Here is a 23198-nt window from a genome sequence, read left to right as displayed (position 1 = left end):
TTGTCCTCCAAGTTATATTTTTATATTAAATTAGACTATGCATAACATAGTCTAATAATTTATTACTTAAATAACGAAACAAACTTCTGAGCCTTTACATCTATTAATCCTTTATCTGTAATTTTAAGAGCTGGGCTAACAGGTAATGACAATGTACTAAATGACATTATTTCATTCATATGAGTATAGCCTAAATCCTTCATCCCTTGCCTTACTTTTTCTAGATTTTTCCCTACTACCTCAATTGGCTCATCACTAACTATTCCACCTATAGGTAAGCTTAACTCAGCTAATACACTACCCTTATTTACAACAACATATCCTCCTCCAGAAGATATAACTTGATTTACAGCTAAAACCATATCCTCAACAGTTCTTCCCATCACCATAAGATTATGGTGATCATGTGCCCATGTAGTTGCTATTGCACCTTCTTTTATAATTCCACCTTCTACTAAGCCAAAAGCTACATTATTGTTTTTACCATATCTTTCAAATACAGCTATTAAGCAGCAGTCTTTATTTTCCCACTCTAAAATGTTATTAGCTATATTTAGTGTAATTTCACCTTCTTCTGTAAAGGTCGTATTCTCAAATACTTTAATAGTCCTACATGTAACTTTATTATTGTATAATTTAGGCACTTTAATTAGTAAATCTTCTTTAGTAATTGGTTTTACTTTTATACTGTTATAAAATCTTTCACTAAATCTGCTCTTTGTTTTAAAATACTCTTCTTTTATTCCTTCTGATTTACTAAATACAACTTCTCCATTTTTATAAACTTCTTCAATCTCAAAGCTATATAAATCACTAAGTAGAATAAAGTCTGCAATTTTTCCCGGTGCTATTATTCCTCTATCTAGAAGTCCCATTCTCATAGATGGAGTATAAGTAGCTACATATACTGCATTTTCTAGTGACATTCCTAATTTCATTGCTTTTTTGACTAATTCATTAAGATGTCCTTTTTTTAACGTATCTGCCATTACATCGTCTGTAGCTAAGCAAAAATGCTCATATAAATTATTCTCTATTAAAAAATTTATATTTTCACTAGTCATTGATTTATGTTGCATTTCTATAAACATACCATTTCTTATTTTTTCTTCAAGAGATGATACGCTTTGTTGAGTATGGTCTCCATTTACACCTCTATAAATATACAAAGATAAATCTACTCCATCAATTTTAGGACAATGTCCTTCTAAAGGAATGTTTCTTTTTTTATTTTTACTAATATTGATTATCTTATTTATAGTAGAATTTTCATCCTCTATTAAATCCTTAAAGTTCATTACTTCTCCGAGACAAAGAACTCTATCACAGGATAATAGTTCTTCTACCTCTCTCACACCAATTTTCCCTCCAGTAGTCTCTAAATCACTTGAGGTTGAAGGTACAGAGCTTGGTATGCCATAAAATATATCTACTTTTTCCTCAGACTTCATAAATTCCTTTATTCCTTCGATTCCAAAAACATTTGCAATCTCATGAGGATCAGCTACAACTGTAGTAACCCCATGTTTTATTACAGCCTTTGAAAATTCACTTGGAATGGTCATTGAGCTTTCTATATGCATATGTATATCTATTAATCCTGGAATCATGTACTTATTATTACCGTCTATAACATTTTTAGATGTTAACCTGTTCTCATAATTATGTCCTATATGAACAAATTTACAATTATGTATTACAACATCACCTTTTATGAATTTTTTAAAATAACTGTTATATACATTTAAATTTTTTATGATTAATTGTACTTCCATTCTCTCACCCATTTAATACTAGTTCATTATTCTGTTCCAAGTATTAATCCATTGCTCCATTAATGGATTTACAAATTTGAAATCTATTATTTTTGCATTATCAACTACTGCTCCATATGTTAAATTCTTAGAATCTTCTTCGGTTAATTTAACTTCTGTATTAACTGGCGCTTCCTTTAAAGCTTTAGCTGTTTTCTCTTGAACTTCTGGACTTAAAGCATAATTTATAAACTCATACGCTAATTCTTTGTTCTTTGAATTCTTATTTATATTAATTGTGTTGAAGTTTAAGTAAGTTCCTGATTCTGGAACTATATTTTTAACTCCTGGCTTAGCTTTTGCAATTGTATCATATGCGAAATCTGATGCTACAGCTGCAACTATTTCTCCACTTGAGAACATATTAGCTAAATCTGATGATTTGCTATAAGTCTTAACAACATTTGGCTTTAAAGCCTCTAGTTCTTTAAAGGCTGCCTCACCTTTATCTGATTTGATATCAACCCCTGCTTTAATTGCCGCAATATCTACTATTGCTGGCCCATTAGTAGTAGTTATATCTGGTATAGCTATTTTATTTTTTAATTCCGGTTTCCATAAATCTTCCCATGAATTTATCTCTATTCCAGCCGATGGATCTACTACTATTCCTATACTGTTTAATGTATAAGCTGGACCATATCCTCTTTCTACAGTAGCTTTAGCTTTTTCATTCATATTTTCAGCATTTGGTATTTTTGAGTAATCTATTTTTTCAAATATACCTGCTTCTATACCTTGTTCAGCAAATGACTCTGCTAAATAAGTTATATCTATATTAGAATTAGGATTGTTCTTCATTTTAGTTAGTCTTTCAGAATTATTTCCAACCTCTAAAACAATCTCTACTCCATGTTCCTTAGCAAAAGGTTCAAACACTGTTTCTTTTAATACATCCTCATTTAGTCCCCATGTTGAAATTACAAGTTTTTTGTTTGATGCAGCATCTCCAGATTTGTTACATCCTACTAAAGCTGTTGATGAAATTAATCCTGTTAATAATAATGCTAAAATTCTCTTCTTCATAAATATTCTCCTTTATCTTATGCAAATTTTATAATATAACTATTTTATTTGATGGTAATTGAATCTTTACTTTATCTCCTTTTTCATATATAAGGCTATTTTCACTATTCACAATTATGCTACCCACAGATGTTTTAACATCATATTGGTATGCTTTCCCTAAGAATGTTCTTATTTCTATGATACCGTCTATTGTATTTTCTAGGTCTTCATTAACTATCTTTATATCATCTGGTCTTATAGTTGCTTTAACATCTATTTGATCCTTTGATTTGTCCACCTTAAATTCAGCTCCACATTCACTAGAATAAGTATCTTTTGAAACCTTTTTTAAATTAATGAAGTTTTCAAATCCTACAAATCTTGCAACAAACTCTGTAGCTGGATTTGAATAAATATTTTCCGGAGTATCAAATTGTTCTATGACTCCTTTATTAAGTACTGCTACTCTATCTGAAATTGAAAAGCACTCTTCTTGATCATGAGTAACAAATAATGTTGTTATTCCTAGTTTTTGTTGAAGTTTTCTTATCTCAACTCTCATTTTAAGCCTTAACTTCGCATCAAGATTACTTAAGGGTTCATCTAAGAGTAAAAGTCTTGGTTCTATAACTAACGCCCTTGCTATAGCTACTCTTTGTTTTTGTCCCCCAGATAATTCTTTAGGATACCTCTTTGCTAAGTGAGTCATATCTACAGTTTCTAATATTTCATCTACCTTCACTTTTATTTTATCCTTAGGCATATTTTTCATCTTTAAGCCAAAGGCTACATTTTCTTCAACTGTTAAATGTGGAAATAATGCATAACTTTGGAACACTAGTCCAAAATTTCTATTATGAACAGGTATCTTTGTATAATCTTCATTCTCTAATAAAAACTTACCTGCAGTTGGCTCTATAAATCCTGCAACAACTCTTAAAGTTGTAGTCTTTCCACATCCACTTGGCCCAAGAAGAGATACCAGTTCTCCCTTTTTAACTTTTAGATTTAAATTTTCTAATATATTATTTTTTTTATCATATGAAACATTTATGCTTTGTAAATTTATTAAATCCATTTTACTTGTCCTCCAACTCTTTATTAGTCATAACTTTATCCTGCAAAATTATTAAGACCTAAGGTCTTTTCTAATATGTACATAATTCCAATAGTTAATATCATTAATATTACTGATAATGCTGATACTGTTGGATCATAATTATACTCAACATAGTTCATCATTGTTATAGGTAATGTACTTACCCCTGGTCCAGTTAAAAACATAGATACTGGAACATTATTAAATGAATTTATAAAAGCTAACATAAATGCTGCCATTACTCCTGATGTTATATTAGGTAATACTACTTTAAAGAAAGTTAATGATTTTTTGCATCCTAAGCTCATAGCTGCTTCTTCTATTGAATAGTCAAATACTTCTAAACTAGATCCAATAACTCTTATTATGTAAGGAATAATTACTAATGTATGTCCAATAAATAAACTAATATGTACTGAAAGACTTAACTTTACTAATAAGAATTGGAATAGTGAAAATCCAACTACTATACCAGGTATTATTAGTGGTGAGAAGAAGAAGCTTTTAATAGCAGCTTTTCCTCTAAAGTCATATCTACTTAATCCATAAGCTGCAGGCGTACCTATAATTAAAGCTGCTAATGTAGCTACTCCCGATATTACAAAACTGGTAATCATACTGCTTATAAAAGCTTCTGATTTAAATACTGTTAAAAACCATTGTAAAGTAAATCCTTTTGGTGGGAATGCTATATAGTTTTCTGTTCCTATACTTGTCATAGCAATAATAACTAATGGCGCAAATAAGAATATATATACTAATACAACAAAAGCTGTTAGAAATTTATTTTTTTTCATCTTATGAAACACCCCTCTTATCTAGTTTTGACGCTAGGAAGTTGATTCCCTTTATAACTATTAATGTAACTACAATCATTATAGTGGCTACTACTGCAGCTCCTTGCCAATCCCCCAATGTCATGGTTTTTTGATATATTAATGTGGCCAAAACTGTATTTTTGTTTCCACCTAATAGTTGTGGAGTCGTATATGCAGTTAAAGACCCTGTAAATACTAGAACCGTTCCAACTATTAATCCTGGTAAACTAAGTGGGAATATAACCTTGAAAAATGCCTTTAATTTACTTGCTCCCAAGCTTTCTGCTGCTTCTAATAAATCATTTTCTACATTTTCCATAACCCCAACAAGAGAAATAATCATTAAAGGTAAGAAAATATATACTGTACCAACTATAATTGCGCCTTCTGTATACAAAAGTGATAGTGGTTCATTTATCATATTTAACTTTATAAGTAAGCTATTTATAACACCATTCTTCCCTAAAATGCTCATCCAAGCAAATGAACGAACAACTGAATTTGTTAAAACAGGAAATACTGTTAATGCAATAAGTAAACCTCTTAACTTTTTAGATATTCTTGATATGTAATACGCTACTGGTACACCTATAATCATACAAATTGCAGATGATATTAATGATATCTTAATGGTCCTCCAGAATATTAACATCATATATGAATCTTTAAAGAAATTTGTATATTGGCTAAACATTCCTCCAGCTGTATTTGTCAATGTAGGAATTATTGTGCCTAATAGTGGAACTATCATAAAGTATGCTACTAATACTACACATGGTATAAATAGTATATAATGACTTCTTCGCTTCATTTTTTCATTTCTCCTCTAAATAATTCGTTAATGTACGAACCTTTTCACGTTTTTTATTCATATTATAAGTTTATTTTACTTTTTTATACGAACAATGTCAACTTTTTATTTTTTATATTTCGTTTTGAGTCTATTTTTAATATTAATTTTAACTAAAATTATGTTTCAGAATTACATATTTATGATTTAATTCAATTTCTACATTTTCTTTCCATAGCCAAATCACGAATATTCTTTTCTTATATATAGATTAAAATAGCTTTATACTACTTTTTTATAAAAAATTTTAAGTTTAATTCTTTTTTGTTGACATTAGCATATTATATAACTATAATAATTAGTAATAAATATTTGAACACGTTGAAGAGAAGAGTAAACTACGTTTCATTTTCAGAGAGAGATATGTTTGGTGAAATTATCTTACTTGAATTTAGTTGAAGACCACCTCTGAGTGACTCTAATAAAGTCCGTTTATATCACGTTACGATATTCTTAAGAGGCCTTATTTTAGGCAATTAAGGGTGGAACCGCGGGAAAATTAGAATTTATACTCTCGTCCCTTCTATTTATATAGAAGAGACGGGAGTTTTTTTATTTACTTTTTAAATTTGTATTACGAAGGGAGAAATAAATATGATTAAAATTACTTTAAAAGATGGATCAGTAAAAGAATTTGAAGCTAGTATTTCTGTTTTAGATATAGCTAAATCAATTAGTGAAGGCTTAGCTAGAAATGCTTGTTGTGGAATAGTTAATGGAGAGGTTGTAGATTTACGTTATGTTGTAAATCAAGATAGCGAACTTGCAATTTGCACATTTGATTCTCAAGAAGGAAAAGATGCATTAAGACACAGTATATCTCATGTTTTAGCTTATGCAGTTAAAAGATTATATCCTAATGCAAAACTAGCTATAGGACCTGCTATAAGTGATGGTTTCTATTATGATTTTGATGTAGAAAATTCATTTACAGCTGAAGACTTAGTTAAAATAGAAGATGAAATGAAAAAAATAATAAAAGAAAATCCTTCTATCGAAAGATTTGAATTACCAAGAGTTGAAGCAATAAAGCTTATGGAAGAAGCTAATGAACCATATAAGGTTGAATTAATAAATGACTTAGACGAAAATGAAGTTATATCTTTCTATAAAATGGGTGACTTTGTTGACTTATGTGCAGGTCCTCATTTAATGTCATTAAAATCAGTTAAAGCTATTAAACTTATTAGAAGTGCAGGTGCTTACTGGAAAGGTAATGAAAAGAATAAAATGCTTTCAAGAGTATATGGAACAGCCTTCTTAAAGAAAGCTGATTTAGATGCTCACTTAGAAGCATTAGAAGAAGCTAAAAAGAGAGATCATAATAAATTAGGTAGAGAACTTAAAATATTTACAACTGATGAAAATGTAGGTCAAGGATTACCATTAATAATGCCTAAGGGAGCAAAAATGATACAACTTCTTCAAAGATGGGTTGAGGATGAAGAAGAAAAAAGAGGTTATGTATTTACTAAAACTCCTTCTATGTCTAAAAATGACTTATTTAAGGTTTCAGGACACTGGGATCACTATAAAGACGGTATGTTTGTTTTAGGTGATGAAGACCATGATCCAGAAGTTATGGCATTAAGACCTATGACTTGTCCATTCCAATATACTATTTATAATGCTGAGCAACACAGCTATAGAGAGTTACCAATAAGATATGCTGAAACTTCTACTTTATATAGAAACGAATCATCAGGTGAAATGCATGGATTAATTCGTGTAAGACAATTTACTTTATCTGATGGTCATATAGTTTGTAGACCTGATCAAATTGAAGAAGAATTCAAAGGTTGTGTTGAGTTAATAAATCATATAATGTCTACTTTAGGAATTGATGAAGATATTTCATTTAGATTCTCTAAATGGGATCCAAAGAACACTGAAAAGTATATAAATAACCCTGAAGCCTGGGAAGATACTCAAGTGTTAATGAAAGGAATATTAGATCATCTTGGCATTAACTACGTAGAAGCTGAGGGTGAGGCTGCATTCTACGGACCTAAACTCGACATTCAATTTAAAAATGTTCATGGAAAAGAAGATACAATAATCACTATTCAAATCGACTTTGCTCTTGCAGAAAGATTTGGGATGACTTATATAGATAAAGATGGTAATAAGAAACGTCCATATATAATTCATAGATCTTCAATTGGATGTTATGAAAGAACTTTAGCTATGCTTATTGAAAAATATGCTGGTGCATTCCCAACTTGGCTTGCTCCTGCTCAAGCAATAGTTCTTCCTATTTCTGATAAATATAATGACTATGCCGAGTCTATAGTTAAAGATTTCAAAAATGCAGGAATAAGAATTTCTGGAGACTACAGAGCAGAAAAGATCGGCTATAAAATTAGAGAAGCTAGACTTGAAAGAATCCCTTACATTTTAGTTGTTGGTGAAAAAGAAACTGCTAACAATGAGGCTTCAGTAAGAAGCAGAAAAAATGGAGAAGAAGGTGCAATTCCAGTTTCAGAATTAAAGAATAGATTAATCTTAGAAATAGCAAATAAAGAAAAATAATATAAAGCAGGTATTTGATTAACTTCAAATACCTGCTTTTTTCATTATTTATTTTCTTCAATAAGTTTTTTCATCTTATTTTGAAGTAACCATATTTTCTTTTGCTTCCTATTATAAGCTACCATTCTATCTTTATTATTTGTACTTGATTCTAATAATTTTGTACAATTTTCTTCAGCCATTTTTAAAGCATCATTAAGAATTTGAAGTTCTTCCTTTGTAAACATAACAAACCACTCCCTATAATTAATTTGTATTCTATATTTAATAATTAAATCAATTAGAATTTTATTTCTTATCACTAATAACTTTCATTGCTTTTTCTTATTTAATATTATTTATTATATCAAAAGTATTGCTAAATTTAAAATATAAAACTTTAAAGAACTAAATAAGAAAAAGTTAGATTGTTTTGTATTATATAATCTAACTTGTATGAACCACTTTATTATATCTTTAATTTATAAAAAGGGGTGCACGTTTCGTTCCCCCCATTCATATTATGAACTTGTTTCAAGGTATGAATAATTTTAACCTACTTTATTTTAAGATGTTTTTCTAGACATTTAGCCAATTCTAAAGCATTTTGAGAATACATTTCCGTTCTTAAATGAGAAGTTTCTAAAACCTAAATTTGTTAAGTACGCATTAAATAGACTTTGACACTCCCCAAAATCTTATCCTAATGTAACCCTTACCTTTGTTATATATGCATCATTCTCAAAATTTTCAACTACTAATTAAAATTTATCTATAATTTTAGTATTAGTAACTATATAATCTATCTTAACATCGTGTGCCTCGGCATCTATACTTTCTACTATTTGAAGATCATAAGCTAAGGCCACTTTATTATTTTTATATTTTATATCTTCTAAATATCTATCGTAATAACCTCCGCCATATCCTATCCTATTTCCTTTATTATCAAAGACTACTCCTGGAACTATTATTAAATCTATATTTGTTTTTTCTATAAAATTAGAATCATCGTATGGCTCCAATATTCCCATGGAGTTTTTCTTTAATTCATTAAATGAATTAAACTTTATTGCTTTCATAGATTTATTACCCTTATATATTTTAGGAATAAAAACCTCTTTTCCATCATTTAATGCTTTTTCTATTATGTTTATTGTATTTATTTCATTACTAAAATTTATATAAATAAAAATACTCTTGGCATTTTTATATAGTTCACTATTTACTAACTTATTAAATATATTATTATCCATATATTCTTTTTTGTTCTTAACTAAAGTATCTCTTATTGATAATATTTCATTTCTTAATTTTCTTTTATCTTCTTTATTCATAATATTCTCCTTAAGTCAGATAGTTTGTAAATATTTAGTCAACTATACTTTCTAATTCCCTTTATAATATAGGATAATCCAAGTCCCAAAAATGCCGCTACTGCTCCAAACATAAGATTACCTGTAAGCAATCCAATTGCAGTACCTACAATAAATCCTCCTACCATTATAAATTCATCCTTTTCTTCAGAATCTTCATAAATCTCATTTTCTAATTTAATTTCATCATTATCTTTATTCTCACATGTAATATCTCCATCTCTTACTAAATCATCTAATGTTATTTTAAACAAATCACTTAACACTATTAATTTCTCTATTTCAGGATATGTTTGACCAGACTCCCATTTCGAAACTGCCTGCCGAGATACAGATAATAAATTTAAGTACACTTCATTCAAAATTAAATACAAATGCCTTTTGATATATTTATTACATCTCTTAAAATACATGCTGATGCATTTATAGTTCCTAAAGCTCCCCCAAGACCTATTATTCCTATATTTATAAATCATGCACATTATATTATTATAATATATATATTGACACTATTTAATCAAGTTCACTAATTAACAATCTCCGTATTAAATATCCATTGTTTTTCTTCTATATTCCTACCTTTAATGGTAACATTATTACCATTTACTTCAATATAAATTCCTTTAATATAGTCTGCTTCTCTCTTGTAACCCTTTTCTTCATTTTGATCAGGTATAATAGTATAATGAACAGCTCCTGTATTAACTATTGTAAATGGTTTGTTTAAAATTACACTGTTTTCATTCAAGTCACTATGAGTGTGAGATGCAAACATTATTACTTCTGGATATTGTGCTAATATCTCTTTAATTTCTTCACTTTGTTTAACACCAATCCATGAATTATTACCATAATCTAAGTGTTGATGTAGAAATACAAATATCGGCTTTCCTTTTTGATGATTTTCAGCTAGTTTTTCTTTGAACCATTCTAATTGCTTACTAGATATAAATGCTGTTACTGAATTTAAAGTTTCAGAATTACCATCTTCAGATCCTAGCGATATAAAATGATAGTCTTTTACCCATTTATCATGATATACCTTTTCTTCTCCAGAAAACTCAAGATATTTATTTATAAATATTTGAACTTGCTCTGGAGAATTCGTTTCAATATTATAATCAAAAAATTCATGGTTCCCAATATTTTTAATAATTGTTCCAGGTAAGAACTCTTTATTTTTATCTAAAGCTTTTTGTACTGAATCATATTGTTCATCTAATCCTTGATCTACAACATCACCATTTAACACTAATGCATCCATATTAGGATTTATTGTATATAAATCATTAATAGCCTTTTGAAAATGATCAATATTCTCATGAACATCTCCTAACACAGCAAAAGCAAGATCTGAATTTGATGTTGTTGTTGCTGTTGTAATCTTAGGAATTGCTTTAGATTTATTTATATATGTAACTGATATTACTCCTAAAAAGATTATTATAATTGTAATAATGATTAATTTAAATTTTTTCATTTTTAATCACCCCTACTTTAAAATTAGTTCTGAATCTAAAATCTTAATTAAATTTATTTTTTTCTATAACTTATATAATATTCACTTCTATTCCTTAAAAGTTTGCTAATTTAATATATCTATAATATAATTTCTACTTATCTTTATCACTAATTTAACATTTAGCAATAATTATGTCTAATACTTAAATCCAATATATAATGATTAAAAAGCATTATATATATTGAATTTAAGCAAATCAAAGTCATCTAACTAAAATTTATTATAAAAAGTCCATCATAAATCTAACATTTTATATAAAAAAATCGTTAATTCTATTTATAAGAATTAACGATTTTTTACTCTTTATTTAAAAGCCATATGCACTAACTATTAATCAAGATCTAAGATATTTTTAATTTCATTTTTATAAGCATCTGCTTTAGCTCCAAATATAGCTTGAATTCCATTTCCAACTTCAACTACACCTGCTGCTCCTAAAGATTTTAATTCATCTTTATTTACATTTGCTTTATCTTTAACTTCAACTCTTAATCTAGTTATACAAGCATCAACACTAACTATATTTTCTTCTCCACCTAAAGCTGCTAATACTGCTGGAGCTTTTTCAACTATTTCGTTGTTTTTACCCTTAGCTTTTTCATTTATATCAGCTTGAGGGATTCCAGCTTTAGCTTGGTAATCTGCTTTAGTGTAAAGCTTAGTTTCTTCTTCACTTTCATCTCTACCTGGAGTCTTTAAGTTGAATTTCTTGATCATGAATAAGAATAAGAAGTAATAAACTACTGCATATACTGCACCAACAATTATAACCATTATCCAGTTAGTTGGTACTCCAGCTCCTGCTGGTAATAAACCGAATAAAGTAAAGTCTATTAGACCACCTGAGAATGTCATACCTATGAATACATTTAATATATCCATTAACATAAATGATAAACCTGCTAATATACAGTGTACTCCGTATAATACTGGAGCAACGAATAAGAATGTAAATTCAATCGGTTCAGTAATACCTGTTAACATTGATGTTACTGCTGCTGAAATTAATAGTGATCCAACAATTTTCTTCTTGCTTGGAGCTGCTGCCTTATACATTGCTAAAGCTGCTGCTGGAAGACCAAATATCATAAATGGGAACTTACCAGCCATAAATCTTGTAGTACCTGCAACTACTGTTGCCATATCTGCTGATGAAGCACCAACTAAACTACCCATATTTGATAATTGAGCAAAGTAAGCTGTATTAGCTCCTGCAACTGTTTGCCATGTTCCATTTACTAAAATATTTCCTTCAACAAATGATCCAAACCAGAATGGTGTATAGAATACATGGTGTAATCCAAATGGAACTAATGCTCTTTCAATAACTCCATAGAAGAATGTTCCAACTGCTCCTGCATTTCTAACTAATTCTGAAAGTCCTACTATACCATTTTGTACTACTGGCCATGCGAAAGCTAAAAGTGCTCCAACTAAAGCCATAACTAATGATGTTATTATCGGTACAAATCTTGATCCTGAGAAGAATCCAATAACTTGTGGTAATTGTATTGTGTGATATTTATTATGTAATAATGCTGTAACTATACCTGCTATAATACCACCAAATACTGACATATTTAATGTGAATATACCTAAGTTAGTAGTTACATAAGTTCCATATGCACCAACTTCTTTTGCAGTAACAACGCCTAATTGAGTTAATCCTAAAGTTAACATTGAAGAGATAACTTGGTTCATTACTATGAATCCAAATACTGATGCTAATGCTGCTGTTCCTTTATCTTTTTTAGCTAGTCCAACAGCAACACCTACTGCAAATAATAATGGTAAATTTCCAAATATTATATCCCCAACATTTTTCATTATTGTTAATACTGCTGTAACAGCTGGAATACTAACAAAAGCTATAAGTGGTTGATAAACTGCTGGTGGATTGTTTAATCCTGATATTCCTAATAATGCACCACCAACTCCTAGTAAAATACCTGCTATTGGTAAAGCTGCTATTGGAAGCATGATTGCTTTACCGATTCTTTGTAAAAATTGTAGCATTTATAATTCCTCCTTAAATAAATTTTATATAAATATAAAAATAAGCTGCTAAGTAGTTTTTGCTACTATGGATTTATTATTTCCATTTTGCCATAAAGTTATGAAACCTTTTTTAAATAGTATTATAAAAAATAAAAAAAGGACCAAAACCTTATAGATATAGCTATATCTATAATATTTTTAGTCCTTGCCTGCATAACCAGTAACACACTACTTATTTAATTACGTTTTTATAGTATCACAACTTTTTTATAATGTAAATGTTTTTTTATTATTTTTTTCTAATTTATTTTTATTTATTAAATTATTTATCATATTATTTAGTAACTTATATTGATTTAAATCTTTTGTTTCCTTCTTCATAAAATCAACTCCCTGTTACTTTATCATTATATATTGTACATAATAAAAGCACTAGCTTTATTATAAGCAAAATATATTTCTTTTAGTCAATTATTACATGTAACTATCTAACACGACCATTAACCTCATTTTTTCTTTCAATACATAATTCTTTCTAAGAAATAGATATTTTACTTAAATATTTAAAATTTCCAATATATATTATATGTTCAAGCACTCTAAAATAATTCCTAATTTTCTATTTTAATATTAAATTAATATATTAATACTAAGAATCATAATAATTCCAAATTATAAATTTTTATCTTTTTCTATGGATTTTATACAAAATTAGTTGTATAATTAAACAAATGTTCAATATATAACAAATTTATTTAATTAATTATAAATTTCGAAAGGATTCGATAAATATGGCATTAATAGGAATATTAATAATAATTGTAGGATTCGCTCTAAAGTTTAATACAATAGCAGTTGTAATTGTTTCTGGTATTGTAACTGGTTTAATTGCTGATATGAGTGTTTCTGAAATACTTACAACTTTAGGTCAAACCTTCGTACAAAAAAGAGAAATGAGTTTATTTCTTTTAACATTACCTGTAATAGGATTATGTGAAAGATACGGACTAAAAGAAAAAGCAATTATGCTAATAAAGAAAGTAAAAGGTTTATCCACGGGTAAACTTATCTCTGGATATTTATTGATTAGGGAAGTATCTGCTGCCCTTGCAGTTAAACTTGGTGGACATCCTCAATTTGTAAGACCACTAATTAATCCTATGGCTCAAGGAGCTGCTATCTCTAAATATGGTGAACTTGATGATGAAGATGAAGATTTAATTAAAGCTCATTCAGCAGCCGCTGATAACTATGGTAATTTCTTTGGACAAAATGTATTTTTAGCAAACTCAGGAGTTCTTCTTATAGCTGGTACATTAGAGACTTTAGGCTATAATGTTGATGCATTACAAGTTGCTAAAGCTTCAATTCCTATAGCTGTAATAGCTTTTATTTTAGGAGTTATACAAAACTATTTACTAGATAAGAAACTAGCTAAAAAATATAAAAATAGGTAGGAAAAATTTATGGATATTAAGATGTTTTCAAATATACTATTAGAAATATTCTACATTATAGTAGGTTTGTTTTTTATCCTTACTATGATGTTTACTTTAAAAGACAAGAATCATAAAACTAAATATGGTACTGCTTTATTTTGGGGAATACTTGGTGTTATATTTATACTAGGCAAATACATTCCTTCAGTTGTAACAGGATTCCTTATTGTAATAATAGGTATCCTAGCTGCCTTTAATCAAATTAATATTGGAAGCATAAAAGAATTAGACAGTACCTTTGCAAACTTAAAAGCAAATGAGATAGGTATAAAAATATTTATCCCTTCATTAATAATTGCTTTAGTTGCTTTAATTATTGCTCAATTTACACCAATTTCAGGCGTAGCTGCTGTAGGTATTTCAGCAATAGTTGCTTTAATATCTACCTTCTTAATAACTAAGGCTAAACCTAGTGAGTTTATAGAAGATAGTGATAGAATGTTCCAAGCTGTTGGAGCTACTGCAATATTACCTCAACTTCTAGCTGCTCTTGGCGCGTTATTTACCGTTGCTGGTGTTGGAGACATTATATCAAATATGATTTCAAGCGTTATTCCTGAAGGTAACGTATTAATAGGAATAACAGCTTATTGCTTAGGTATGGCTATATTTACTGCTATTATGGGTAATGCATTTGCTGCCTTCTCAGTTATAACAGTTGGTATAGGAGTTCCTTTTGTATTTGCTCAAGGCGGAGATCCTATAGTTGCATCAGCGTTAGCTATGACAGCTGGTTTCTGTGGAACACTATTAACACCTATGGCTGCAAACTTTAATGTATTGCCAGTAGCTTTATTAGAAACTAAAGATAAAAATGCTGTTATAAAAGCACAAGCTGTATTTGCAATTGTCTTACTTGCAATTCATATACCACTTATGTACTTCTTAGCATTTTAGATTTTAAAGGAGGCTTTTATATGAAAATATTAATTACAGGATTTGATCCTTTTGGTGGAGAAAATATAAATCCAGCTTTAGAAGCTGTAAAAAAATTACCTGATACTCTTTTAGGGAGTGAAATAATAAAATTAGAAATCCCAACTGTATTTAGAAAATCATTAGAAACAATTGAAAAAAATATAATTAAGCATAACCCAGATGTAGTGATATCTATAGGACAAGCTGGAGGAAGATTTGGAATTACTCCAGAAAGAGTTGCTATAAATATGGATGATGCAAGAATTAAAGATAATGAAGGCAATCAACCAATAGATATATCTATTTACGAAGATGGTGAATCAGCATATTTCTCAAACCTACCTATTAAAGCTATGGTTAAAGAAATGAATGATAATGGTATTCCTGCTTCTATTTCTAATAGCGCTGGAACTTTTGTTTGTAATCACGTTATGTATGGAGTTTTATACTTAATAGATAAAAAATATCCAAATATAAGAGGTGGATTTATACACGTACCATATATTCCATCTCAAGTAACTACAAAGCCTAATATGCCATCTATGTCAATAGATGATATAGCTAAAGGCTTAGAACTTAGCATAAAAGCAGTTATAGAAAATTCATCAGATATAAAAACTATAGGTGGAACTATTTGCTAATGAATCAAAATGTAAATATTTTTGTTTATGGTAGCTTAAGAGAAGGCTTTTTTAACTATGACCTTTACTTAAAAGGAAAAGTTAAATCTATACGACCTGCTGAGATAAGTGGCTTTGAATTATACCATATGCCCTATAAAGGTTATCCAGCAGTATTGCCTGGTGACACTACTATAGTAGGAGAAGTTGTTGAATTTGAAGATTATGATTCAACACTAAAAGCTATTGATAAAATGGAAGGATTTTCAGATGAAAATAATCCAAATAATGAATACTTAAGAAACCTTGTAAAGGTTAAATTAAATGATGATGAAAGCTATGAAAATTGTTATTCTTATTTTTATAATGAGAATATAGATCCAAAATTCCAAGATGAAGCTATTTATATTGAGAATGGTGATTGGAAAGAATATATGCTAAGAGAAACAACTGATAATTAAGAATTACTAATGAATAATTAAAAATAAAACTCAGCTATATCGCTGAGTTTTTTATTTTGAGGACATACTTTTCCCTTAGAAAATATTATATAATCACCTAATTATAACGATTATCTTTCTAAATACTCTTCTAATGTCAAGCCATTGTCAGTTATTTCTTTTGCTGGTCCTACACCTACATATCTTAAATGCCATGGTTCATAATTATATCCAGTTATATCCTCTTTCCCCTTAGGATATCTAATTATAAAACCATAGTTACTCATATTTTGTGAAAGCCATCTAAATGCATCTGACTCTTCAAAGTTACTATCTAAAGAAAAATAACCTTCTGATGCTACATCCATAGCTAATCCAGTTTGATGTTCACTAGTTCCAGGTATTGCTACATATTTATTCGTATAATCTTGTCCTTGCGTAGCTACACTATTGTCATATACACTCTGTTGATACTCATAAGATCTATATCCTGAAATTCCAAAAAGAATTATTCCATCTCTCTCAGCATCATTAAACATATTTTCTAATGCATTAGCTGCCTCTAACCTCATATTCTTATCCATATCACTAGAAGCATTAAATCTAACATATGGCACAGTTAAATCATTTGGTGTATGTTTATAACCAACTTTATTCTGTTTATTTACTAAAATTAAATATTGATCTTTATCATTATATAACTTAGTCATCGCTATGGTAAGCAATGCTAATCCACACAAAATAGAAACTATTAATTTAACTTTTCTTCTTTTTTTTCTCTTTATTCTCAAATTTAAATTTCTCTTACTTATATTTCTCTTTTTAGTATTCATATAAAACATCCCCTAATTTCTAAATCTTAAATTCTAAAAATTATATTATTAATGAACTTATCGAAAGTATATCCTGATTGTTTCAAAGTTGTAAATTAATTAATCTACTATAGAGTTTAGCATGTCTTAAAATATACATTATGTAAAAAAACTAATCAATAGAAGTAATAAAGAAATCAGAAAAACACAAGAAATTTTTAAGAAAATAAACTAAATGTAATAACGAAGCTGTGTAGTTTTTTATTCCAATACAAAATATTGATAGTTGAATATCTAAATATATTTTAATATGGCAAACATGATCAACAATCAGTTGATTATTAATTTAAATAATAGCAACTTTAGAAAATTTGCACACTTTGTTTAAAATGCTTTAAATTGGATATAAATTAAATGAGGTGATATATTTGGAAACTAATAACAGTAGTTCTCTAAGAATAGATTTATCAGTTATTTTATTATTAATTAGCATATTATTTTCTTTAATATATTGTATAAGCTTGTAATAAAATTTTATAAATAAAAAAGATAGTATATAGGATTATTTAAAATCCTATTACTATCTTTTTTGTATTTGTTTTATTTAGATTATTAAATATCAATAAGCTAATATAAAAATTATTCAAAATTATTAAAACTTAAAAATACTAAAATTAATTTTTGCTATTTATTAATTTATAAACTCTGTAACTAAGTCTGTAAATAGAATTCCATCTAAATGATCTATTTCATGGCAAAAACATTTTGCTAAATCTCCTGTAGCTGTTATTTCTATTTTTTCTCCATTTTCATTTAATGCTTGCAAAGTAACTTTTGCTGGTCTTTTTAATTTTCCCCATACATTTGGAGAACTTAAACATCCTTCTATAACTTCTTGCTCTCCTTCTCTTTTTACTATTTTAGGATTAATTAATTTTATAAGACCTTGCCCCATATCTATAACTACTAATCTTTTTAATATACCTACTTGTGGAGCTGCTAATCCACCACCATTTTCAGTATTATACATAGTATCTGCCATGTCATTTAATATTTGTCTTATTCTTTCATCTATAACTTCAACTTCTCTACTCTTTTTTCTTAATATTTCATCTTCAAAAGTTCTGATTTGTCTTATAGCCATTAAACAACACCTCTACTTTGCTGAGATCTAGATTTTTTCTCACTTTCTTCAAAAAGAAATACTTCTTCAATAGTGCAATTAAAAACTTTAGATAAATCATAAGCAATCCATATTGATGGCTCATATTTTTCTGTCTCAATTGCATTAATAGCTTGCCTTGATACTCCAATAAGATTTCCTAACTGTTCTTGAGTTAACCCTAAAGTTTCTCTTAATTCTTTTAATCTATTTTTCATAAAAACCTCCGTAAAGTTTACCTTACATCAATTTTAAACTATTGGCTCTAAATGTCAAGTTAACATTACTAAATATATTCTTAAATAATTTATTTTATATATTTAGTAACAAAAAAATGTAGCTATTATTTATAGCTACACCTTATTTTATTTTCCGTATTTAAACCCTTTATATAAAGATGTTAATATATCTATAACTGTAGTAATTACTATAATGATTATAGTAATTAAAATAACTCTATCCCATGGTACTTTAATAAATCCCTCTGCTTTTTGTATTATATCATTATTCCAAATTAAATCATTTAATATTATTTTTATTAACAATATTGAGGTTAAAGTTGTTAATAATGAATATATAACAGATAACTTAATCGTCCATTTTCCTATAACTAATTTAATTAATTCTTTAACTATTCCTATTATAAATATTATTAAAATTATTATCTTAATAGATTCAAAAGTATCTAAATTAAATATTGACTTTATAGCCAATCCGCTTTTTTTATAATATATTCCAAAATATTGAGGTTGAAAATATAATATAGAGAAAAATATAGTTGAAAATATAATACTAAAAATAGGCTCACTTTTTGGTATTATTGACTTTTTATTTGGTAAATCCGGCAATTCTGATGGATTCCATTTTTCTTTGCCTTTAACATTATCTATAGCTACTCCATTATATTCTAAAAGAGCAAAAATACCTGTTACCCATGCAGCTCCTTGCAATAAAGCTGACATTAAAGTAGCTATATAACTTCCTATAATTCCTCCAATACTATCTCTAGATGATATTCCACCTACTACTGTAGATATGGATATGCCTATAAATATAGAAACTAGAACTATTTTCATAACAAATATATACTTATTAAAATAATTTGGTCCAATTAAATATCTTTCTTTTCCCCTATATTTATTAGCTAATACATCAGGATCTCCTAACTTTTCTAATGCCTTATATATTCTTTGTTCCTCTGAATTAAAGTCATGAATATCTTCCATCATATCGTATATTAATTCTCTAATTTCATCCCCAACTTCTTTTCTTACGTTCTTAGGTAACTTGCTTGTAACTGCATAGATATACCTATCTATCATCTTTTCCCTCCTTTATTTATAATAAATATTTATATGTATTATTAATTAAAATTTCGTTAAAAACTCATTACACTCTTTTCTATTTTTAAAAATATATATTTTTTTATTTTCTATCTCTTTAAGTAATTGATAATACTTATCTCTATGCTCCTTATTAAAGTTCCATATCCATTTTAAGAATTCAAAATCAAATTTTTCTGGACATCCTTCTCCCATATCGGGACGAACTTTCCCATAATTACTTATTACCCTCTTTATTGCACTAATTAAACAAGTTCTTCTCGGATAATCTAAGAAAATAACAGTATCACATCTATTAAGACGTTCTTCTATAGTTCTATCAAAATTTCCATCAATTATCCACTTATCTTCTTTTAATTTTATTTGCAATAATTTATTAAATTCTTCCCTTGATATTGATTGCCATCCTTTTCGCCAAAACAATTTATCAAGATGAACTATTGGTAAATTTGTTTTTTCATATAATTTTCTTGCAAGAGTTGATTTTCCACTTCCTCCGCATCCAATAATTATTATCCTATTAAAATTCATTACAAACTCCTTTCAAGATAATATTTTTTACAATTTTAAATTTGAATTATAATATTCTTAAATAATAAAGATATACTGAAAGTCTACTTACTAAAACCTTTTGTATATCTTTATATGAATTATTATAATTTAAATTTTCCTAATAATATAAACTCTTTTAATCTAACACTCTCTCAAAAAGTATGCTATCATGCCATTTATCTCCTTGATAAATATACTTATTATATTTACCAACAAATTGAAATCCATTTTTTATTAATACTATTTGAGAACCTATATTGTCAGAGCTTGTTCCTGCTTCTATCCTGTGTAGTTTATGTTCTTTTAGTGATTTTTCTAATACTATTTTTGCTGCATTTGTTGCAACTCCCTTACCTTGATAATCCTTACCTATTCTATATCCCAATTCAGCTTTATTAAAACTACCCCTTTGTATTGATGTAATATTTATTCTTCCTATTACTTTTCCTTTTAAATCTTTTATTAAGTACATATATACAATATCATTTTTTTGTTCTTCAACTAATTCCTTTATTATTTCCTTGAAATTTTCCATCTCATAATACTCATCACCTCTTGGTGGAAGTGTTTCCTCAAAAAAAGCTTTATTTTCTATTTCAAAAGCTAATAACTCATTTAAATCAGATTCTTCAAGTAATTTAACTATAATCTCCATATTTTTCTCCTTATAAAATACAATTAATCTTTATTAATATAATACCATATGTTATACCAATATTATCCTTTTTATTTTTACTTAATTTATATAATTGTTTATGCCATAATGCAACTAATGATAGTAATTAGAAGATGTTAATAATTAGTGTGAAAATTTATCTTAAATAAGAATATTATTATTTTCTTTATAGATGTTAATACATTAATAGAATCTCATTGAAAACTTCACACTATAAAATAAAGACATACAGAATATTTTAAAATTCATGCATGTCTATAACTTAATTCTAGATTGTACAGATAGTCTAATATATAAATTTTTATGATGGAAAACCATAAAATATAAAATATACAATAATTGAAATGAAATCAATCACAAAAATTATTCCTATAATTATCAGCACTACTTTAGATATTTTCTTCGTAGATATCTTAACTTTTTCTCTATCAATACTATCAATTATTGTTTCTAAATTACTCTTTCTTGATGAATCTATTTTTGTACTCTCTCTTTCTTTTGCATCCATTACTAATTCATCTAGAGATATTTGAAAAAAATCACCTACCGCTATTAATTTCTCTAACTCCGGTGTAGTTTCTCCAAGCTCCCACTTAGAAATTGTCTGCCTTGAAACATTTAACTTACTACCTAATTCATCTTGAGACAAACCTTTCTGCTTCCTCAAGGAATATAATTTATTGCTAAATGCCATATCTCTCCCCTTTACCCTTTCTTAATAACATTATAATGAATAAGCTTAATACCACTGTACAAATTAATCCGGCTTCAAATCCATATTGACCACCACTTAATAACTCTATACTTTTGTTAACATTAAAGTTAAAAACTGACGATGTTTTATTTGAGCCGCTTACATTAATACCTATTATAATTGCAAGCACAAAATTCCAAACACTATGAACAGCGCATGACACCCATATATTATTATACTTAATCATCAATAAAGATACCATAATTGAAAATAATAATAAATTAACTATTCCTATTATTCTAACTAATATACTAAATTGAAAAAGCGTTGATAAATGCGGAAAAGTAAACATAAAAGAACTAATTAGTATTGCTATTTGTATAGATACTTTACATCTAAGTGAATTCATTAAAAAACCTCTACACATAACTTCTTCCATTGCTCCTTGAATACCAAATCCTCCAAGATACAATAAAATTAAAATAACACTTATATCATTGTTTTCTCCATTATAGAAAATAGAACCACTTATTAAGCATAAAGTAAATATAATACTAAGTAGCATCATTGCTATTCCTGTACCTAAAAAATATGACTTTACTATGTTAGCTTTTTCAATCCCCATACTTTCTACGTCTCTATTTTCTATAAACTTACAATATAAAATTGTTATTATTAGATGAATTGAAAATCCATAATACTTAATTAACATCATAATATCATCATTAGGCATTTCACCTTGTAAAAAATCATATCCTGCTAGATTTAATCCAAATACTACTATAACTTCTCCAATAATCATAGATGATATATATACTAAAAAAAATCCAAGTAACTTCTTAATCACATATAATCCTTTACTAATATCACCCTCATCTTTTTTAAAAGGATTAATCCTAATTATAATTTTTTTCATAAATTCTGTCCCCCAATTCTTTTTTAAGAAAATAATATATCTTCTCTTACAACAAAGTTTATATTTTATCTTTAAAACTTGCGACCAATTATACTTGGAAATTTGTCAACCAAACTTAACATTCTTGATTTTTCAAGGACTTAAGGGATATATCAGTAATGAATACCATACCATTTACTCTAATCAGTATCCCATCAGTATTTTATAAAGACATACAAAGTATTCTTTAAAACTCTTATATGTCTTTAAAATCTATATATAAACCTCACTTCACAAATTATTTTATATATATTTAAAGGGGTACGCGTTTCGTTACCCCCTTTGTAAACCCTTGATTTTACTGATTTTATCAATAATTTTATTAAGCAAAAAAATTTCTATCTACTATTTAAATATGCAGAAAGTTATATGTTTTTAAAATTTTTCTTATTTCATGCACCTCATATAATATAAAGCATCTTACTTAATTCATTATAAATTACATTATATTTTTTCCATCCAATACCATCTTTTTTTAATTTCCCTTTCTATTATCTTATGTCATAATAAAACTAATAAATATAATTTGGA

At 27.7% G+C, this 23198-nt stretch carries 23 protein-coding genes, 1 pseudogene and 1 other annotated feature; of the genes and pseudogenes, 5 read left to right on the top strand and 19 right to left on the bottom strand.

What is annotated here, in order from left to right; translation table 11 throughout:
• Positions 1–62 precede the first annotated feature (62 nt).
• The 5 genes from ACZJV1_RS02150 to ACZJV1_RS02130 are packed head-to-tail and all read right to left on the bottom strand — an operon-like array spanning position 63 to position 5550.
• Positions 63–1775 carry an adenine deaminase gene (locus tag ACZJV1_RS02150; protein WP_463651268.1) on the bottom strand — a complete coding sequence of 571 codons (1713 nt, stop codon included), beginning with the start codon at positions 1773–1775 and terminating at the stop codon, positions 63–65.
• An 18-nt stretch (positions 1776–1793) separates the two neighbouring features.
• Complete coding sequence (locus ACZJV1_RS02145; protein WP_460289051.1) at positions 1794–2840, bottom strand: ABC transporter substrate-binding protein; 1047 nt, start codon at positions 2838–2840, stop codon at positions 1794–1796.
• Positions 2841–2868: 28 nt separating this feature from the next.
• Complete coding sequence (locus ACZJV1_RS02140; protein ID WP_463651267.1) at positions 2869–3900, bottom strand: ABC transporter ATP-binding protein; 1032 nt, start codon at positions 3898–3900, stop codon at positions 2869–2871.
• 35 nt (positions 3901–3935) lie between these two features.
• Complete coding sequence (locus ACZJV1_RS02135; protein WP_463651266.1) at positions 3936–4718, bottom strand: ABC transporter permease; 783 nt, start codon at positions 4716–4718, stop codon at positions 3936–3938.
• 1 nt (position 4719) lies between these two features.
• A complete protein-coding gene (locus ACZJV1_RS02130) occupies positions 4720–5550 on the bottom strand; it encodes an ABC transporter permease (RefSeq protein WP_460289048.1) in 831 nt (276 codons plus the stop codon).
• Positions 5551–5901: 351 nt separating this feature from the next.
• Positions 5902–6114, top strand: a binding site (T-box leader).
• A gap of 69 nt (positions 6115–6183) precedes the next feature.
• On the opposite strand from ACZJV1_RS02130, the gene thrS reads away from it, so the two are divergent.
• Positions 6184–8121, top strand: a complete 1938-nt coding sequence (gene thrS / locus ACZJV1_RS02125; protein WP_463651265.1) for a threonine--tRNA ligase — start codon at positions 6184–6186, stop codon at positions 8119–8121.
• 44 nt (positions 8122–8165) lie between these two features.
• Here thrS and ACZJV1_RS02120 read toward each other — a convergent pair whose 3' ends face one another.
• The 6 genes and pseudogenes from ACZJV1_RS02120 to ACZJV1_RS02095 form a co-directional block, all read right to left on the bottom strand.
• Complete coding sequence (locus ACZJV1_RS02120) at positions 8166–8348, bottom strand: hypothetical protein (protein ID WP_460289046.1); 183 nt, start codon at positions 8346–8348, stop codon at positions 8166–8168.
• A 513-nt stretch (positions 8349–8861) separates the two neighbouring features.
• On the bottom strand, positions 8862–9437 hold the full coding sequence (locus ACZJV1_RS02115) for a 5-formyltetrahydrofolate cyclo-ligase (protein WP_463651264.1): 576 nt from the start codon (positions 9435–9437) through the stop codon (positions 8862–8864).
• Positions 9438–9475: 38 nt separating this feature from the next.
• The gene (locus ACZJV1_RS02110; RefSeq protein WP_463652181.1) at positions 9476–9742 is read right to left on the bottom strand and encodes a hypothetical protein; all 267 of its coding nucleotides are present in this window, start codon (positions 9740–9742) and stop codon (positions 9476–9478) included.
• Between the two features lie 12 nt (positions 9743–9754).
• Positions 9755–9889: pseudogene (locus ACZJV1_RS02105) on the bottom strand (hypothetical protein); the annotation flags it as partial.
• 113 nt (positions 9890–10002) lie between these two features.
• Positions 10003–10956 carry a metallophosphoesterase family protein gene (locus ACZJV1_RS02100; RefSeq protein ID WP_463651263.1) on the bottom strand — a complete coding sequence of 318 codons (954 nt, stop codon included), beginning with the start codon at positions 10954–10956 and terminating at the stop codon, positions 10003–10005.
• Between the two features lie 372 nt (positions 10957–11328).
• Positions 11329–13014 (bottom strand): PTS transporter subunit EIIC, encoded by a 1686-nt coding sequence (locus ACZJV1_RS02095; protein WP_463651262.1) that lies wholly within the window; start codon positions 13012–13014, stop codon positions 11329–11331.
• 773 nt (positions 13015–13787) lie between these two features.
• Between ACZJV1_RS02095 and ACZJV1_RS02090 the strand changes: the two genes are divergently transcribed.
• Genes ACZJV1_RS02090 through ACZJV1_RS02075 form a run of 4 tightly spaced genes read left to right on the top strand, consistent with a single transcriptional unit; the run spans position 13788 to position 16494 of the window.
• On the top strand, positions 13788–14453 hold the full coding sequence (locus ACZJV1_RS02090; protein ID WP_460289042.1) for a DUF969 domain-containing protein: 666 nt from the start codon (positions 13788–13790) through the stop codon (positions 14451–14453).
• Positions 14454–14462: 9 nt separating this feature from the next.
• Complete coding sequence (locus ACZJV1_RS02085; protein ID WP_460289041.1) at positions 14463–15392, top strand: DUF979 domain-containing protein; 930 nt, start codon at positions 14463–14465, stop codon at positions 15390–15392.
• A gap of 20 nt (positions 15393–15412) precedes the next feature.
• Entirely contained in the window at positions 15413–16054 is a 642-nt protein-coding gene (gene pcp / locus ACZJV1_RS02080; RefSeq protein ID WP_411169624.1) for a pyroglutamyl-peptidase I, read from the top strand.
• Entirely contained in the window at positions 16054–16494 is a 441-nt protein-coding gene (locus tag ACZJV1_RS02075) for a gamma-glutamylcyclotransferase family protein (protein WP_463651261.1), read from the top strand. The genes pcp and ACZJV1_RS02075 overlap by 1 nt, the downstream gene beginning before the upstream one ends.
• A gap of 110 nt (positions 16495–16604) precedes the next feature.
• On the opposite strand, the gene ACZJV1_RS02070 is transcribed toward ACZJV1_RS02075, so the two are convergent.
• From ACZJV1_RS02070 to ACZJV1_RS02035, 8 genes are all read right to left on the bottom strand, one after another.
• Entirely contained in the window at positions 16605–17306 is a 702-nt protein-coding gene (locus ACZJV1_RS02070) for a M15 family metallopeptidase (RefSeq protein ID WP_460289039.1), read from the bottom strand.
• 670 nt (positions 17307–17976) lie between these two features.
• A complete protein-coding gene (gene def / locus ACZJV1_RS02065) occupies positions 17977–18429 on the bottom strand; it encodes a peptide deformylase (protein WP_411169621.1) in 453 nt (150 codons plus the stop codon).
• The gene (locus ACZJV1_RS02060; RefSeq protein WP_463651260.1) at positions 18429–18665 is read right to left on the bottom strand and encodes a helix-turn-helix transcriptional regulator; all 237 of its coding nucleotides are present in this window, start codon (positions 18663–18665) and stop codon (positions 18429–18431) included. Before ACZJV1_RS02060 ends, def begins: the two co-directional genes overlap by 1 nt.
• Positions 18666–18812: 147 nt before the next feature.
• Positions 18813–19769 (bottom strand): hypothetical protein, encoded by a 957-nt coding sequence (locus ACZJV1_RS02055; protein WP_463651259.1) that lies wholly within the window; start codon positions 19767–19769, stop codon positions 18813–18815.
• A 45-nt stretch (positions 19770–19814) separates the two neighbouring features.
• Positions 19815–20321, bottom strand: coding sequence for a DNA topology modulation protein (locus tag ACZJV1_RS02050; RefSeq protein ID WP_411169618.1), 507 nt, complete (start codon positions 20319–20321; stop codon positions 19815–19817).
• A gap of 157 nt (positions 20322–20478) precedes the next feature.
• Positions 20479–20997 carry a GNAT family N-acetyltransferase gene (locus tag ACZJV1_RS02045; RefSeq protein ID WP_411169617.1) on the bottom strand — a complete coding sequence of 173 codons (519 nt, stop codon included), beginning with the start codon at positions 20995–20997 and terminating at the stop codon, positions 20479–20481.
• Positions 20998–21319: 322 nt separating this feature from the next.
• Positions 21320–21712 carry a helix-turn-helix domain-containing protein gene (locus ACZJV1_RS02040; RefSeq protein ID WP_411169616.1) on the bottom strand — a complete coding sequence of 131 codons (393 nt, stop codon included), beginning with the start codon at positions 21710–21712 and terminating at the stop codon, positions 21320–21322.
• On the bottom strand, positions 21702–22628 hold the full coding sequence (locus ACZJV1_RS02035; protein ID WP_463651258.1) for a lysostaphin resistance A-like protein: 927 nt from the start codon (positions 22626–22628) through the stop codon (positions 21702–21704). The genes ACZJV1_RS02040 and ACZJV1_RS02035 overlap by 11 nt, the downstream gene beginning before the upstream one ends.
• Between the last annotated feature and the right edge of the window lie 570 nt (positions 22629–23198).

The organism is Clostridium sp. LS3 (genome assembly GCF_055330225.1).
Note: the sequence above shows the minus strand (reverse complement) of the source record. Positions and strands in the feature narration are given on the sequence as shown.

What these genes read in the sequence shown, in the direction of transcription:
- thrS (WP_463651265.1), top strand. Translation starts at nt 6,184, where the DNA reads ATGATTAAAATTACTTTAAAAGATGGATCAGTAAAAGAATTTGAAGCT.
- ACZJV1_RS02085 (WP_460289041.1), top strand. Translation starts at nt 14,463, where the DNA reads ATGGATATTAAGATGTTTTCAAATATACTATTAGAAATATTCTACATT.
- ACZJV1_RS02145 (WP_460289051.1), bottom strand. Translation starts at nt 2,840, where the DNA reads ATGAAGAAGAGAATTTTAGCATTATTATTAACAGGATTAATTTCATCA.
- ACZJV1_RS02075 (WP_463651261.1), top strand. Translation starts at nt 16,054, where the DNA reads ATGAATCAAAATGTAAATATTTTTGTTTATGGTAGCTTAAGAGAAGGC.
- pcp (WP_411169624.1), top strand. Translation starts at nt 15,413, where the DNA reads ATGAAAATATTAATTACAGGATTTGATCCTTTTGGTGGAGAAAATATA.
- ACZJV1_RS02135 (WP_463651266.1), bottom strand. Translation starts at nt 4,718, where the DNA reads ATGAAAAAAAATAAATTTCTAACAGCTTTTGTTGTATTAGTATATATA.
- ACZJV1_RS02050 (WP_411169618.1), bottom strand. Translation starts at nt 20,321, where the DNA reads ATGAATTTTAATAGGATAATAATTATTGGATGCGGAGGAAGTGGAAAA.
- ACZJV1_RS02055 (WP_463651259.1), bottom strand. Translation starts at nt 19,769, where the DNA reads ATGATAGATAGGTATATCTATGCAGTTACAAGCAAGTTACCTAAGAAC.
- ACZJV1_RS02115 (WP_463651264.1), bottom strand. Translation starts at nt 9,437, where the DNA reads ATGAATAAAGAAGATAAAAGAAAATTAAGAAATGAAATATTATCAATA.
- ACZJV1_RS02070 (WP_460289039.1), bottom strand. Translation starts at nt 17,306, where the DNA reads ATGAATACTAAAAAGAGAAATATAAGTAAGAGAAATTTAAATTTGAGA.
- ACZJV1_RS02045 (WP_411169617.1), bottom strand. Translation starts at nt 20,997, where the DNA reads ATGGAGATTATAGTTAAATTACTTGAAGAATCTGATTTAAATGAGTTA.
- ACZJV1_RS02060 (WP_463651260.1), bottom strand. Translation starts at nt 18,665, where the DNA reads ATGAAAAATAGATTAAAAGAATTAAGAGAAACTTTAGGGTTAACTCAA.
- ACZJV1_RS02040 (WP_411169616.1), bottom strand. Translation starts at nt 21,712, where the DNA reads ATGGCATTTAGCAATAAATTATATTCCTTGAGGAAGCAGAAAGGTTTG.
- ACZJV1_RS02130 (WP_460289048.1), bottom strand. Translation starts at nt 5,550, where the DNA reads ATGAAGCGAAGAAGTCATTATATACTATTTATACCATGTGTAGTATTA.
- ACZJV1_RS02120 (WP_460289046.1), bottom strand. Translation starts at nt 8,348, where the DNA reads ATGTTTACAAAGGAAGAACTTCAAATTCTTAATGATGCTTTAAAAATG.
- ACZJV1_RS02095 (WP_463651262.1), bottom strand. Translation starts at nt 13,014, where the DNA reads ATGCTACAATTTTTACAAAGAATCGGTAAAGCAATCATGCTTCCAATA.
- ACZJV1_RS02140 (WP_463651267.1), bottom strand. Translation starts at nt 3,900, where the DNA reads ATGGATTTAATAAATTTACAAAGCATAAATGTTTCATATGATAAAAAA.
- def (WP_411169621.1), bottom strand. Translation starts at nt 18,429, where the DNA reads ATGGCTATAAGACAAATCAGAACTTTTGAAGATGAAATATTAAGAAAA.
- ACZJV1_RS02100 (WP_463651263.1), bottom strand. Translation starts at nt 10,956, where the DNA reads ATGAAAAAATTTAAATTAATCATTATTACAATTATAATAATCTTTTTA.
- ACZJV1_RS02035 (WP_463651258.1), bottom strand. Translation starts at nt 22,628, where the DNA reads ATGAAAAAAATTATAATTAGGATTAATCCTTTTAAAAAAGATGAGGGT.
- ACZJV1_RS02090 (WP_460289042.1), top strand. Translation starts at nt 13,788, where the DNA reads ATGGCATTAATAGGAATATTAATAATAATTGTAGGATTCGCTCTAAAG.
- ACZJV1_RS02150 (WP_463651268.1), bottom strand. Translation starts at nt 1,775, where the DNA reads ATGGAAGTACAATTAATCATAAAAAATTTAAATGTATATAACAGTTAT.